Annotated in this window: 10 protein-coding genes and 1 pseudogene; 6 read left to right on the top strand and 5 right to left on the bottom strand. The window is 60.1% G+C overall.

The annotated features are described in order from the left end of the window. Positions 1 to 2: 2 nt before the first annotated feature. Positions 3 to 1,349 (bottom strand): YjiH family protein, encoded by a 1,347-nt coding sequence (locus tag ACUY3D_RS01210; RefSeq protein ID WP_144269026.1) that lies wholly within the window; start codon positions 1,347 to 1,349, stop codon positions 3 to 5. Between the two features lie 365 nt (positions 1,350 to 1,714). Here ACUY3D_RS01210 and ACUY3D_RS01205 point away from each other — a divergent pair, with 365 nt between their 5' ends. From ACUY3D_RS01205 to ACUY3D_RS01190, 4 genes and pseudogenes are all read left to right on the top strand, one after another. Beyond that, positions 1,715 to 3,112 (top strand): amino acid permease, encoded by a 1,398-nt coding sequence (locus ACUY3D_RS01205; RefSeq protein WP_448240175.1) that lies wholly within the window; start codon positions 1,715 to 1,717, stop codon positions 3,110 to 3,112. A gap of 2 nt (positions 3,113 to 3,114) precedes the next feature. Next, a complete protein-coding gene (hutG, locus tag ACUY3D_RS01200) occupies positions 3,115 to 4,083 on the top strand; it encodes a formimidoylglutamase (RefSeq protein WP_448240174.1) in 969 nt (322 codons plus the stop codon). A gap of 33 nt (positions 4,084 to 4,116) precedes the next feature. Beyond that, on the top strand, positions 4,117 to 4,509 hold the full coding sequence (locus ACUY3D_RS01195) for a (deoxy)nucleoside triphosphate pyrophosphohydrolase (protein ID WP_448240173.1): 393 nt from the start codon (positions 4,117 to 4,119) through the stop codon (positions 4,507 to 4,509). Continuing rightward, positions 4,506 to 7,612 (top strand): annotated as a pseudogene (locus tag ACUY3D_RS01190) (DUF3427 domain-containing protein). Before ACUY3D_RS01195 ends, ACUY3D_RS01190 begins: the two are co-directional and overlap by 4 nt. A gap of 355 nt (positions 7,613 to 7,967) precedes the next feature. On the opposite strand, the gene ACUY3D_RS01185 reads toward ACUY3D_RS01190, so the two are convergent. Next, a complete protein-coding gene (locus tag ACUY3D_RS01185) occupies positions 7,968 to 9,203 on the bottom strand; it encodes an MFS transporter (RefSeq protein WP_448240171.1) in 1,236 nt (411 codons plus the stop codon). A 106-nt stretch (positions 9,204 to 9,309) separates the two neighbouring features. Here ACUY3D_RS01185 and ACUY3D_RS01180 point away from each other — a divergent pair, with 106 nt between their 5' ends. Beyond that, a complete protein-coding gene (locus tag ACUY3D_RS01180) occupies positions 9,310 to 9,831 on the top strand; it encodes a hypothetical protein (RefSeq protein ID WP_448240169.1) in 522 nt (173 codons plus the stop codon). A gap of 36 nt (positions 9,832 to 9,867) precedes the next feature. Here the strand turns inward: ACUY3D_RS01180 and ACUY3D_RS01175 are convergent, their stop codons facing one another. The 3 genes from ACUY3D_RS01175 to ACUY3D_RS01165 all read right to left on the bottom strand — a co-directional run bounded on the left by ACUY3D_RS01175 (position 9,868) and on the right by ACUY3D_RS01165 (position 13,440). Then, entirely contained in the window at positions 9,868 to 10,719 is an 852-nt protein-coding gene (locus ACUY3D_RS01175) for a hypothetical protein (protein ID WP_269948152.1), read from the bottom strand. A 62-nt stretch (positions 10,720 to 10,781) separates the two neighbouring features. Next, on the bottom strand, positions 10,782 to 11,642 hold the full coding sequence (locus ACUY3D_RS01170) for a DNA primase (protein ID WP_269948151.1): 861 nt from the start codon (positions 11,640 to 11,642) through the stop codon (positions 10,782 to 10,784). 76 nt (positions 11,643 to 11,718) lie between these two features. Further along, entirely contained in the window at positions 11,719 to 13,440 is a 1,722-nt protein-coding gene (locus tag ACUY3D_RS01165; protein ID WP_269948150.1) for a carboxylesterase/lipase family protein, read from the bottom strand. Positions 13,441 to 13,555: 115 nt separating this feature from the next. On the opposite strand from ACUY3D_RS01165, the gene ACUY3D_RS01160 reads away from it, so the two are divergent. Beyond that, positions 13,556 to 14,317: a hypothetical protein gene (locus ACUY3D_RS01160; protein WP_239248466.1), complete on the top strand. Its 762-nt coding sequence runs from the start codon at positions 13,556 to 13,558 to the stop codon at positions 14,315 to 14,317. Positions 14,318 to 14,436: the final 119 nt, after the last annotated feature.

Raw genomic sequence — 14,436 nt, 5'->3', positions numbered from 1 at the left:
CCTTAGGTCACCAGGAAGGCAATCGGCGTCGCAATAATGATGGTCAGCACCACGCGCTCGAACCAGATGACCACAATCTGCCACAGCTTGATCGGAATCTTGGTGGCCAGGATGCAGGGCACCAGCGCGGAGAAAAAGATGATGGCGGAAATCGCCACCACGCCGATGACAAACTTGAGCACCATGCTCTCAGAGCCCGCCACTGCCGTCGCCGGCAGGAACATCTCCGCAATGCCCATTGCCGCGGCCTTGCCCGCCAGCTCCGGTTCCGGCAGCTGGACAATCCACGCGAAGGGATAGAACAGGTAGCCCAACCAATCGAAAAGTGGAGTGAAGTTAGCCAGCAGAAGGCCGATCAGGCCCACGGACATGATGGAGGGCACGATTGCCGCCGCCATGCGCACGCCATCGCGCAGGTTCTCCCAAATGGCAGCACCCAAGGACGGCGCGCGGTCCAGCGCCAGCAGCGCCTCGCGCCACGCGGCCTTGATGAAGTTACCCTTGACCGGCTTTTCGGGGTCCGGTTGCACGCCGTCCACGTACTCATCAGGGATCCTGCTCAGCGGCGGAATCCACACAGTGATTGCAGTAACCACAAAGGTCACCACGAGGGATACCGCGAAGTAGGTGCCCCACATGCCCATCAGATCGAGCTGCTTGGCGACGATCACCATGAAGGCCGCCGAGACCGTCGAGAAGCCCGTCGCGATGATGGATGCCTCACGCGCAGTGTAGCCGCCGCGCTGATACACGCGGTCAGTAATCAGGATTCCCAGCGAGTAAGAGCCCACGAAGGAGGCCACCGCATCGATGGCGGAGCGCCCCGGCGTGCGCCAGAGCGGGCGCATGATGGGCTGCATGAATACGCCGACGAATTCCAGGAGGCCATAGCCAATCAGAAGGCCGAGGAAGGCGCCGCCAATCGGCACGATAAGGCCTACCGGAGTGGCAATGGAATTCCACAGGAAGGGCACGATGTCCTCGTTGGCCAGCACTCCCGGCAGCGTTCCAATGACCATGAGGAAGGAGACCACTAGGCCCACCACGTTGAGCGCGGTAAAGACCGCCTGCAGTGGCCCCTCCCGCCAATTCTTGTTCACGATGCTGCGCACCATGCCATAAAGCGCCAGCGCCAGGATGAACCAGGGCACGAAGGCATCGGCATAAGTGCGGATGATGGTGACCATGTGGTCAAGCGGGATGGACTTCTTTCCGTCATAGCTAATGGGAAAGAAGAATACGAAAGCGCCAATAGCGCTGTAGACAAAGAGGCGCCAGATGCCCTTCTTGGAGGGGACATCGTCGTCGCTCTCGTAGAAGGCGTCAACGATTGCGTCTTCAGAGTTCATGTTCTACCTCACGGTGGTGGAAACTACACGTCATTAGCATGGCCACAAACGCGTTCTCTTAAATGATCGCGCCGATCAAGCACACGCCAAGAAAAGGCGGTTGCTTGAAGCCGTGCCCACGCGACAGCCACACGCAGGTCTTCCACATACTAGCGGCACCACACATACTTGTCACACACGTCACCCCCACAAGCGGAATGAGTTCCCCGCCATAGAGCCCAACCGTGCCACCCCACCACAAAATTGACCCCACGTCTGAACTAGAGGAAAGTAACTCCCAGACCCACCCGCACCAACTACTCCCCTTAATCCGCGGCGCTAGGACCACCAAGCGCCATACAGGGGACAGAGGAGGACGCATCCCCGTGGCAGAAACCACCGCCAAGCGCCCCGGCTTGAAACACCGGCACCTGCACTTCATCGCCTTAGGCTCGGCCATCGGCACCGGCCTGTTCTATGGCTCCGCCGGCGCCATCCAAGCCGCCGGCCCCTCGGTGCTCTTGGTCTACCTTCTCGGCGGCGCCGTCGTCTACTTCCTCCTGCGCGCACTCGGTGAGATGTCCGTGCACCACCCCGTCACTGGCTCCTTCGCCGAGTACGCCCGCACCTTCCTAGGCCCCTGGGCCGGCTATATCACTGGCTGGATGTTCGCCTTCGAGATGGTCATCGTGGCCCTGGCGGATCTCACCGCCATCGGCGTCTACATGCAATTCTGGTTCCCCGGCTCGCCCAAATGGGTGTGGGTAGCCGCCACACTGCTTCTCGTCGGCGGCGCCAACCTCGCCACCGTCAAGGCCTTCGGCGAGCTGGAATTCGCCTTCACCATCGTCAAGGTTGGTGCGGTCATCGCGATGATCCTCGGCGGCGTGGCTGTCCTAGTATTCGGCCTCTCCACCGCGGAGACCACCGGCCCGGCCAACCTGGTCAACGATGGCGGTTTCTTCCCCAACGGTATTTCCGGAATGGTCGCCTCCTTCATCCTGGTCCTCTTCGCCTTCGGCGGCACGGAGATCGTCGGTGTGGCCAGTGCGGAGGCAGAAGATCCCGCCAAGTCCGTGCCGAAGGCCGTCAACACCATCCCGGTGCGCATCCTGCTGTTCTATGTCTTGGCCATCCTGGTCATCCTCATGATCAACCCCTGGCGCAGCATCACCGGTGAGGAAAGCCCCTTCGTCCAAATCTTCTCCACCCTCGGCGTCACCTGGGCCGCGGCCGCCCTCAACGTCGTCGTCATCACCGCGGCGGTTTCTGCCATCAACGCCGATCTCTTCGGCGCCGGCAACGTCCTCACCGGCTTGGCACGCCAGAACCTCGCGCCGCAGATCATGGCGAAGAAGACTCGGGGTGTGCCCGTCATGACCATGATTATCCTGCTCATCGTCATGATCATCGGCACCGCGCTCAACGCGCTCATCCCGGAGAATGTCTTCGAAATCATCGCCTCCCTGGCCACCTTCGCCACCATCTACGTGTGGTTGATGATCCTCCTGGCCCACGTGGCCTCCCGCCGCCAGATGCCCACCGAAGAACGCGCCAGCCTGGAATACACCGTCCCCTTCTGGCCTTGGGGCCAATACTTCTCCATCGCCTTCATCATCTTCACTTTTGGCATCATGGTGTGGCAGGAGCAGTACCGCCCGGCACTCGCCACGGGCGTTATCTTCATCCTCCTCATGACGGCCATCTTCTACCTCACCGGCCGCCGCACCGCCGCGCGGGCCCCACAGGGAACGGGCCCGCAAGGAACAGACGCGAAAGGATAACCATGAACACCGTTGATGCCCCCGCCTACTCCCCTGCCCCCGAGTGGTCCGGCCGCTCCGATGGCCCGGGCCCCGAGCATGCGCGGTGGCACAGCGTGGTTCGCCCGCTGGACGTCGCCAAGCCCCAGGCAGAATCCGGCGTTGCACTCCTGGGTTTTGCCTCCGACGAGGGCGTTGAGCGCAACCATGGCCGCCCCGGCGCTGCTGCGGGCCCGGCCGCTCTGCGCAGCGCCCTGGGTTCCCTGGCGCTGCACCATACGCACCCGCTTTACGACGCCGGCACGATCACCACTCAAGGCACCGACCTGGAGGGCTCCCACGAGCGCCTCTCCGACGCTGTGGAATCGCTCTCGCGCGCCGGGCACCTGCCCATCATCCTCGGCGGCGGCCATGAGACGGCCTTCGGCTCCCACCGCGGCGCCTTCCGCGCCCAGGGCCCACTGCAGATCATCAACCTGGACGCGCATTTCGATCTCCGCACCGCGGACGTGCCCACCTCCGGCACCCCGTTCAAGCAAATTTCTGAGCTGGTCGGCCGCGAGGACTTCGACTATTCCGTCCTGGGAATCTCCCGTCCTAACAACACGCCGGTGCTTTTCGACGAAGCCTCCACCCTCGGCGTCACCGTCGTCCTCGACGAGGAATTGCTCAGCATGGACCGCGCACAGGTGCGCGACACCGCCGCGCGCATCTGCGCCGGCACCACACCCATCCACCTCTCCATCGACTTGGACGTTCTGCCCGCCGACCAAGCCCCTGGCGTCTCCGCCCCCGCAGGCCTCGGCGTGCCGTTAAACATCATCCGGGAACTCGCACTCACCATCGCCGCCACGGGACGCCTGGCGCTTGTCGACGTCGTCGAGCTCAACCCCACCTTCGACATCGACGCCCACACCGCCAAGCTGGCCGCGCGATTGATTGATGACATTGTGACGGCGCATTTTTCTGCTGCCACGGACGCGAATTCCTAGATAAGAGCGGGGCCAGCCGGCATACTGGTCCCCATGAGTTCACCGATTCGCGTTGTCGGAGCCGTCTTCACAGACGGCAATCGCTTCCTTGCCTGCCGCAAGGCTCCTGGTAAGTCCCTCGCCGGCATGTGGGAGTTTCCGGGCGGCAAGATTGAAACTGGCGAAACCCCAGAGCAGGCGCTCGCGCGTGAGATCAAGGAAGAGCTTTCCGTAACCGCAACCGTTGGCGACAAAGTCACCACGACCGTGTACGAGTATGACTTCGCCACCATTGAACTAACTACTTTTCTGTGCCGCCTCGAGTCCGGTGAACTAACCCTTAGTGATCACGACGAGACGCGTTGGGTGACCCCTGCCACGGCACGGGAACTCGACTGGGCTCCCGCAGACATTCCCACCGTCAAACTCATTTCTTCGCGCCTATGAGCTCCGAATCCATCCTGCCCTTCGGCATCTACGAAACCCCCGTCACCGCTCGTATTCAGGAGCGGATCGAGGAGACCAAACGGGCTCGCCCCACGGCTGCTACTGGCATCGCTCACGAGTCCACGAAGGACGTCAATCCGCGCTTCGCCGCGGCAGTGTCCCAGCATTTTGCCAAATCACTTGAACAAAAACTCACCGAGATGACGAAGGCGGAAGACCGCGTTGCCCTCATCAATGCGCTAGCACAACACCTCGGTGCGGATGAGTCTATCGCCGCAGAACAGCTGCTCTACGCCATCTATCGATCAGAGCTCGAGGAGGCCCCGGAGCTTCCGGAAGTCTCGCTCAACACCAGTGCCTTGTTCACCAACAGCGTGGACGACACCAATATGTCGGTCGAAATCGCTCGCGAGATTAGAACGGCGGACTCCGTCGATCTGCTGTGCGCTTTCATCAAGAGCTCGGGCATTGCGATCATCAGCGATGAACTGGAATACCTCAGGGATCACCAGATTCCGTTGCGAGTCATTACGTCCACTTACTGCGGGGCGACCGAAGCAGCCGCAGTGCGCCGACTCGTGGAAGATTACGGTGCTGAAGTCCGCATTTGCTACGAACACAAGAGCACACGTTTGCATGCCAAAGCCTGGCTCTTTCGGCGAAAATCCGGGTTCGACACCGCGTTTATCGGCAGCTCAAACCTTTCGCGCTCAGCGCTGGTTGATGGTTGGGAATGGAACGTCCGAGGTTCTCGTTCCTCCACGCCGGAGATCATTGAGAAGTTCATCAAGACCTTCGATAGCTATTGGTACGACAATCACTTCAAAACCTTTGTTCCGGAGAAGGACTACGCGCGCCTCAAAGAGGCTCTCGGCAGCGCCAAATTCCTCGAATCAAAGCCCGGCGAAAAGCTCGAGCTATCTGGCCTTCGCGTCGAGCCCTACCCCTACCAAGAAGAGATGCTCGAAGCTTTAGAGTCCGAGCGCGAAGTTCACGATCGTCACCGCAACCTCCTCATTGCCGCCACCGGTACAGGCAAGACGGTCGTGGCCGCATTGGACTACCGCCGCCTTTGCGAGAAGCTGGGGCGAAGGCCACGGCTGCTTTTCATTGCCCACCGGCGTGAGATTCTCACCCAGGCCCAGCGGACGTACCGCGAGGTTCTTCGCACTGCCAGCTTTGGCGAGCTCCTCCTCAGCGGTGAACAGCCTGCCCAGTGGGACCATGTCTTCGCGAGCATCCAGTCTCTGCATGGCAAGCGCCTGACCCAGATTGCACCGGACCATTTTGAGGTCGTCGTCATTGATGAGTTCCACCACGCCGAAGCTTCGACCTACCGCGCAGTTCTGGACTACCTGCAACCACGTGAACTCCTTGGCCTCACGGCCACACCGGAGCGCGGTGACGGCGAGAATGTCCAAAAATATTTCGACTATCGCGTAGCCCATGAGCTTCGCCTCTGGGATGCGTTATGTCTCCAGCTCCTCACGCCGTTGCACTACTACGGAGTAGACGATGATACCGACCTGACGAGCCTGACCTGGAACCGTGGAAAGAAGGACTACCAAGCTTCGGAGCTGAGCGAGTTTTATATCAAGGCCGGAGAGAAGCGCACCAGGTTCATCATCAATGAGCTCAACCGTCGCATCTTCGATCTCTCCGAAATGAAAGCCCTTGGCTTCTGCGTGACCATCGCCCACGCCGAATACATGGCGGAGCAATTCAACCTTTTCGGCATCCCTGCCCTAGCGGTCAGCAGCAAGCTCAACGTTGATGAGCGTCGTCGCGCCATCGAGCAGCTTCGCGAGGGAACTATCAAGATCATCTTCGCGGTCGATATTTTCAACGAAGGCGTCGACATCCCAGCGGTCAACACGCTGTTGCTTCTGCGCCCGACGCAAAGCCCAGTGCTCTTTGTCCAACAGCTTGGCGCCTCAACGAAGGAAAAAACGACTGCACCGTCTTTGATTTCTTAGGTCTCCAGCACGAGGAATTCGATTTCGAAGAGCGCTTCAAGGTGCTTACCGCCGCTCGCGGAAAGAACCTCGCCAAGGAGGTAGAGCAAGGATTCCCTACTGCCCCGCCTGGCTCTAGCATCACCTTGGACCGCGTGACGACCGAGCGCGTTCTAAAGAACATCAAACGCTTGGCCCGGAACACCGTTAAGAAGATACGAGCACTCATTACTGACTACGGCTCGACCGACCTCGCAAGCTTCATAAATAGCTCTGGCGTCCCCGTGGAAGACATCTACCGTCGCAAGGGCATTACGTGGACCACGCTGCTTCGCGACGAGAACCTGCTGCCCTCCGGCCCTGCGAGCGAGCACGAAGAGTTTCTACTCAGCCGAATCCGGGTGCTGCTACACATCAACGATCCCAACCGCGTAGCGGCCTACAGTCTCCTGGTTTCTCCGGATGGGCCATATGAGAACGATATGACCCCCGAGCAAGTCCGGTACGCCACCATGCTTGTGCTGGCTCTGTGGGCGAACTCAAATACGGCAATCCCAGAGACCATTGACCAGGCCCTGGGCATCATCCGCGCCTGCCCTGCCTTCGTCGCCGAAGTAACTCAGGTTATGCGGCTCACACTCGACCGCTCCCGAGTCATCCCAGAGAAATCGACGAATAGTGTCTTGGAAACACACGCGGATTACAGCCTCGCCGAACTCGTCGGCGCTTTGGACGATGGCTCTCTGCGCAAGCTCGCCAACCTCCCACGCGAAGGAGTCCGCCGCTTCGATGCCTCTAACACTGATCTTTTCCTGGTTACTTTCCAAAAGGATGAGAACGTTAGTGCTTCGACAAACTACCGCGATTACCCGCTAGCACCGGATCGTTTGCACTGGGAATCCCAATCCACCACATCACTTAAGTCCGCGATGGCCCGCCGCTACATCCACCACCATGAGCTCAACGGCAACATCATCATCGCAACCCGTTTTAATAAGAAGAACAAGGTGGACACGGCTTCGGCATATACCTTCCTAGGAAACGTCGACTACGTCACGCACAGCGGTGAAAAGCCGATCCAGTTCGAATGGAGCCTCCGCCGTGACATGCCCAAGCAGCTCTATGCAGCCGGGCGCACTGTGGCTTAAACCTCACATTGAGCCAAACCGGGGAAGTTGACGCCATAACCACCATAAATTAATCCTTTCTTAGCAGATTAAGAAGTAATTAATCTCTGTTGCCTTGGTGCAGAAAAATGGAGGTCGGTTATGGGAGCCGCGAGCGAGCGTAGCCAAAAGCGCTGGAACCGCCCAGATACCGGTTCCGAAACTTCCGTGTATGGGTTTACGCGTTTTAGGGAACGCAGCTTCAAGACTGGCACCACCCCACGCTGGGCTGCATGCAGCAAGAAAGCGCGCCACACGAGCTAAGTAGCATTAGTCTCGCCCCGAAACTCCGTCAGCACAACTCCGCTAGCAATTCGCAGTCGGACTATTCTGCTCTCTATCGCCGCGGGTGGTAGCGGCGGCGCAACCCACGCAGAATGATCTTCCGCTCACCCAAGATGTCGCGGCCGAATGCCCACGCAACAATGCCGGCCGCAGCCACGAGCGCGCAGAACCCGAAAGCGGTCTCAAATCCGTACCTATCCGCCAGCAGCCCGATGAAAATCGGGCCTAAAATCTGCCCGAAGTCACCCGCCATCTGGAACGTCGACAGCACCTGTCCGCCCGAGCGCTGCGAGCCGACGATGTCCGCCACGGCTGCTTGCTGCGACGGTGCGATGAGGCCCGATGCCGCGCCGGACAGGGCGGAGAGGATGAGGAGGGATACGATGTTCGTCGCCAAGCCCAGCGTACCAACGAACAATGCGGAGCCCACCAGTCCTGCAATGATGAGCGGGCGACGTCCGACCCGGTCGGACCATGATCCGGAGAACTGCAGGACAATGGCGTTGCCGGCGGCGAAGGCCGCCAGAGCGACGCCCGACGTGGAGGCACCGTTGGCAAAAATGGCGGCTGCGAACAGAGGGAGGACAGCCACGCGCACACCCATGTTGATCCAGCCTTGGGCAAAGTTCGACGTCAGTACCGCCCGGTAGGCGGTATCCTCCCAGGCTTCCGCCAAGTGCATCGGACGGAGTTGGCGCCGGCGCTCATCGGCGCGATTGACCGACGGCATGAGGATCCACACAACCAGCGCGGCGATGGCCACACCGGTGCCGTAAATAAAGAAGGGCCACCGGAAGCCCAGGAAGGAAAGGCTCGCACCCACGAGCGGACCAATCACGTTGCCGAGAAGGAAGGATGTGGCGTAGGTGGCCGAACAGCGCCCGCGGATGCTGGGCGGTGCCAGGCGCACGATGAGCCCCATCGCCGCGACAGTAAACATCGTCGAGCCAATGCCGGCGATAGCCCGCAAGGCGACGATCTGCCAGTATTCCTGCGCCATTCCCACCAAACCGGTGGTGAGCGCCACGGTGAACAAACCTGTCACGTACACGCGGCGCGTGCCCACGCGGTCAATGAGGAAGCCGGCGGCCGGGGCGAAGACAAGGCGGCTAGCGGAAAAGACGGAGACAACGAGGCCGGCTGCGGCCATCGAGACGTCGAAGCTGACGATGAACTGTGGAAGCAGCGGCGCAATGAGCCCGTACCCCAAGGCGATGATGAACCCGGCGGTGACCATGACCCAAATTTCCCGCGGGATTTTAACCTGCGGAGCTGCAGTATTTTTCATATCGCCATTCACTGTATCCCACCCCGTCAAATCGCCGAACGTTTCATCGAACATACGTTCCCTTAAAGGTTCGGTGATGTCCGCGTGGATTTCTAGTGTGTGGGCCATGAAGAACTACAGCAGCATTCACACTTCCGTTCAGTCCCCGTCCACTCTCAGCACCGGTGAACTCACCGCGGATATCCTCTACCATCACCACGAAACGCTTCGCTCCATAGAGAGCATCATCCGCCATCCACGCTCGCTTGCGCGGCCGACGCCACAGTGGCGCCCGCCATCAAAGGTATTGCCACCGGTAGAGATATATGGCGGTGAAGCGCTCCCCCTGACGCTTACTATTACGCGCCACCGCGTGGGTGAGCGGGCTAAGGCCCGCGTTCTGGGGTATGGCGAAAAGCGCGTGCCCTCCTACCTCGTTACGGTGCGCATTACTGATCCCACTGGCCGCCCCGTCGCCCCCTCACTAGCGGAAGCGTGGGTGCGAGCCCTAGTTCCTGAAGAACTCGTCTCCGCAGTGCATGAGATTTCCAGCAGCAGCGCGGCTACGTTCGTGTGGCTGGTGGATAGCACCTACACACCGGTGCATTCCCCGCTTTCCCTTTTCGAAGGGTTTAGTCAGGCCGCCTAATACCGGTGGGCCTTATCTAATTGAGATGCTCAGTCGCTAGAAATAGCGCTGGGTCCGGTCCAGAAAACCTTTGGGCGGCTCCTCATCAAGAGAAAGTGAGAACCTGTCCTCCGTCAGCACGCGATCCAATGCTGGGCGCGTCTCCGGGTAGTCATAAAGGCGGAGGATGGGTTTCGGCGCCAAGCGGATTGCAATGCACACCACAAGCGCCGTAAACGTCTTGTCAATGACGTCAGAGCACAGGTTCTGAAGCAGTATGGCGAGGCGTTCATCATGCAGTATGAGCTCCCACAGCGCTATTAGTTCAGCGGGGCCGCGCTGGCCGTAATCGCTGGGTAGTAACCACGTAGAAACGGCGGACAACAATCCTGCGACAATGCCCAGACCGGTACCAGCAAGCATCATGGCCAGCATTCGTTTAAACGCACCACGGCGCGCAAGCCAGCCAAACAAATAGGCCACCACCACGGCTGTTGGCAAATACGCCAAGAGCGACGGGTTATTGATACTAGCCAGGCAAGCGCTCAACACTGCGGTGCCCATTCCCAAGACGGGGCCGTAAACGATTGCTATGAAAGCCGTGCCCATCATGTCGAGGTACAAGGGGATGTTGATGTTGAAGATCAACGACGACAAGAGGAGGTTTGCCGCCACTGCAAGCAAAGGGTTGAACAGTGCGTGGTTACCCAAGGACCGCCACTGTGCGGCAATGAAGAGAATTGCGCCGAGCAGACTCAGGCACCACACGCCGGTCGAAAGCACGGAGGAAAAGACAAAATCACGATGGCCATAGTCCGAGCGCAACGACAGGACCCAAGACAAGGCCACGCACACTAGCGCGGTGCCAACACACAGACGCTGGCTCAGTGATGCCTTGCCAATCGGCATTTGTCTTGGTTGCTCCTCATCGACGTTAGGAAAAGTACGCTCCTACCCTACCCCGGACGCTTCTAGTCGTCGGCGTCGCCTTCCTCGATGTCGGAGTCATCGTCATCATCATCGTCGTCATCGTCGTCGAAAAGAACGTCATCCTCGTCCTCATCATCGGCGCCGAAGATGTCATAGACATCAGGCTCGTCAAAATCGGAGTCATCGATGCTAACCAGCTGGGCTTCCCAGTCCAAGGCCTGATCGGAGACAAGGCTCAGCACGTCAAAGAGACGGTCAAAATCAGTGTAGGTGCCCAGTTCGAGGGCCTCGGCAGGAACCTCGATGATGGGGGCTAGCCCGCCGTCCACGTCTTCCGCGTCGCCGAAGATGGCAACGCGCTCTTCTTCGCTCAGGTCCTCTGGAGTCTCGATGTCCCAGAGCTTGCTGATTGCCTCATCCTCCAGCTCATCGAGCTCTTCCTCATCAAAGTCGAAGGAGAGGAAACGCACGACCGCGCTCGGGACACCGTCGATGGTCTCCACCAGCACGCGCAGTTCCGAGTCATTGGCTACCTCCGCCACGACGAGGTTCGGGTTGAATTCGTCCTGGACAAACTCCAACTCAGCGATGCGCTCATCGGTGCCCTCCAGCAGGTCACGCAGCACCGTCACCACCTGGTCCGTGGCGATGTGGCGGGATACGGCCTCAACCGCATCCTCCACAGAGAACGCCACGGACACCAAAACGGCCTCGAAGTCTTCGTCATCCTCGTCCACGTCGGCGGCGGCGATATATACGTTGGCGGCTGGCAGAAGTGGGTCAATTTCCACAAACTGGATTTCCAAATCGGAGGTGATGGGCACGAACATCACATCGTCATTGACGCGGGACTCAATGCCCTCCCCGTCCAGCGCAGAGGCGATATCTTCAAAAAAGCTCATGTGATAAACATCCATCCATGTGGGAGTCTCACCCAGGCTGCTGCCAAGGCCCCACACATCTTACCTGCGTTTGCCCTCAATAGCTGCCGTCCTCAAGCAGGAATCCCAGTTCCTTCAGAATCTCCGGGCGCCCGGTGCCCCACTCCAACATGTCGTAGGCCTCCCACGCTTGACGACGTCCCTCCATCGGTGCCTCCTCGACGCGCGGCTCCACATCGAAAACCATCGTCGAGCGCTGCGGTGCGCGATATTGCGGCCAGTTGTCTTCAGGAGCCCCTCCCCTGATGAACTCGCCCCATTGCGCCTGCATGGTCTCGGTCACCTCCTCCATTTCGGAGGATTTAGCAATGCTGGTGAGGAAGGAGACGCGTGATGCTCCCGGATCACCAAAGATATTGGAGAGCTCCATCGAGTGCATCGCTCCCAAGCCCAACCAACGCAGTGCTGCCGGGGCGAAGTCGAAGCGGTACATCCACGTCGGATAGCGCCGCGCATGCTCTGAAGCCACGCGGACGGTGGGGGCCCAGAAGAGGGCGTCGGTAAGCAAGTCCCCGAAGTCGCGGCGCGAGACCGCACCGCCGTATGCCGCGACGACATCCGGTGCGCTCTCCGGATCGAAGGAAGCTAACAGGCGCAGCGCTGCGCGCTCACGCGCACTCTGACGCTGGTAGAGGAACTTGCCAAAACTAGCTTCACCGGAATTAGTTCCTACAAGTAACGGCACGGGGTGCTGGTTGCCGGCCTCAAAGGCCTCGATGGGGTGCTGTGGGATGAGGTCGCCGTCGACAGTCGGCGCATAGCAGGAATTTAGATACAGTAACTCGCCCGCGCGCCACATCATGGACTGACCGGAGCGCACCACGTCCGCGAAATCCTCGCGGCGCAGATCATCCGCGGTGGTATCACGCGGCAAGGCCATCTTGTGGACCAGCTCGCGGGCCCAAAAGACTGACTGCGCTCGCGAATGGATCATGCCGATAGGTGGTGATTGAGCAATCGCACGGTGGAACAGGCCCTCGGCGCGCGGAACAGCCATCAACGTCAGGACCGCCGCACCGCCGGCGGATTCCCCCATGAGCGTGACGTTGTCTGGGTCCCCGCCGAAGGCCGCGATATTGTCCCGCACCCACTCCAAAGCCAAAACCTGGTCCGCCACGGCCGGGTTGGCACAGGCCTCCCCGCCAAGACTGCGGACGTCAAGGTAGCCCAAAGCCCCCAGGCGAAAATTCACCGAAACATAGACCACGCCCATCTGCGCCGCGAATTCGAAACCGCGCAGCATCAACATGTGGGAGGAGCCCACGATGAAGCTGCCGCCGTGTAGATACACCACGACGGGCAGCTTCTCCCCTTCCTGAGAACCCGACGGTGCATCGACCCCACCCGCATGGTGCGGGCGGACGACATCGAGAGTCAGGCAGTCCTCTGCGCCTTCAATGCGGTCGGTCCAGGAATAGACCGGCTGCGGAGCAACGTGGCCAAACTCGCGGCAATCCCGGATCCCTTCCCAGGCCGGGGCCGGGCGCGGCTCCATGAAACGGTTCGCGCCCGACGTATCCGCGCCGAAGGGAATCCCGCGCCACGATCGCACGGGCGCGCTCAGCGGACGGTCCGTGCGCAATTCCTCTTCGATGCAGCCACGTACCCAACCGCCGCTGGTGAGGACCGTGAGATCGTCGGCAAGCGCGGTGCGTGCTGCCTCGTGGGCGGCGCGGGCACGGGCGTGGAGGGAATCTGCAAGCAAGCGCGCCGCGGCCGCGCTGACCTCACGCGGAGGGGAAGGCTCAAACTCGCTCATGTCTCATACCCTAGTGTGCTAGCTTGCCGACGCGCTCAATAAAGCTTTTTCGATACGGTGGTGAACATACAGTTCAGATTCACAATCAGCATTAGCAAAGAAATAAGGTGAGACAATGCTCGACAAGGTCTTTGACAAAAAGAACAAAACTGTTAGCCGCCGGGATTCATCTAAAGAAGGGGCCAGCACTTCCGAGACCGTAGGCACCTTGGAGGTTGATGAGTCCAACCGCATTACCCAAGGTTTCTTAGGGGCCATCGACAAGATCGTCTCGGTGCAGTCTTCCGTCATCATCAACTACGTCGAAGGTCTAAAGAAGCGCAACGCCGACGCCAGCCCGGCTCAGCTCCAAGCGCTCATTGACAAGCACTTCATGAACATCATCACCGGTACGGGTGCCGCCGCCGGTGCCTCCGCTGCTATCCCCGGTATCGGCCTCGTTACCGGCGCGGCCACCGTTGGCGCTGAATCCTTGGTCTTCCTCGAAGCAGCCGCGTGGTACATCCTCGCCTCGGCGCACCTGCGCGGTGACGACATCCGGGATAAGGAGCGCCGCCGTGCACTCGTGTTGGTGGTGCTTACCGGCTCCCAGGGCAGCGCCTTGGTCGATACCTTTGTGGGCGATGTGACCTCACTGTCCGGTGTAACCTCCGCGGCTACTCTCTCGCGCTTCTCCGGCCCTACCCTCAGCGGCCTCAACGGCCGCCTGACCAAGCTGTTTATGAAGCAGGCCACCAAGAAGCTGAAGTGGGCATGGGTGTCTAAGCTGCTGCCGATGGGTGTAGGCGCGGTGTTGGGAACAACCGCCAACCGCAAATTGGGCCGCCAAGTTATTGACCATGCCAACACCCAACTCTCCCCCCTGCAGGGGGAGTAAAGGCCGCGAAACGCGCCCAGGATAGTGGCCAAACTTACAGGGCCCGTATCATAAAGGAAGACACTTTTCGGGGTGCCTTTCGCACCCGTGGATTGGCCTACTAGAGTCGAATAAAGACA

The sequence above is a fragment of the Corynebacterium guaraldiae genome (assembly GCF_053480195.1).
This window is presented reverse-complemented; position numbering and strand designations above follow the sequence as displayed.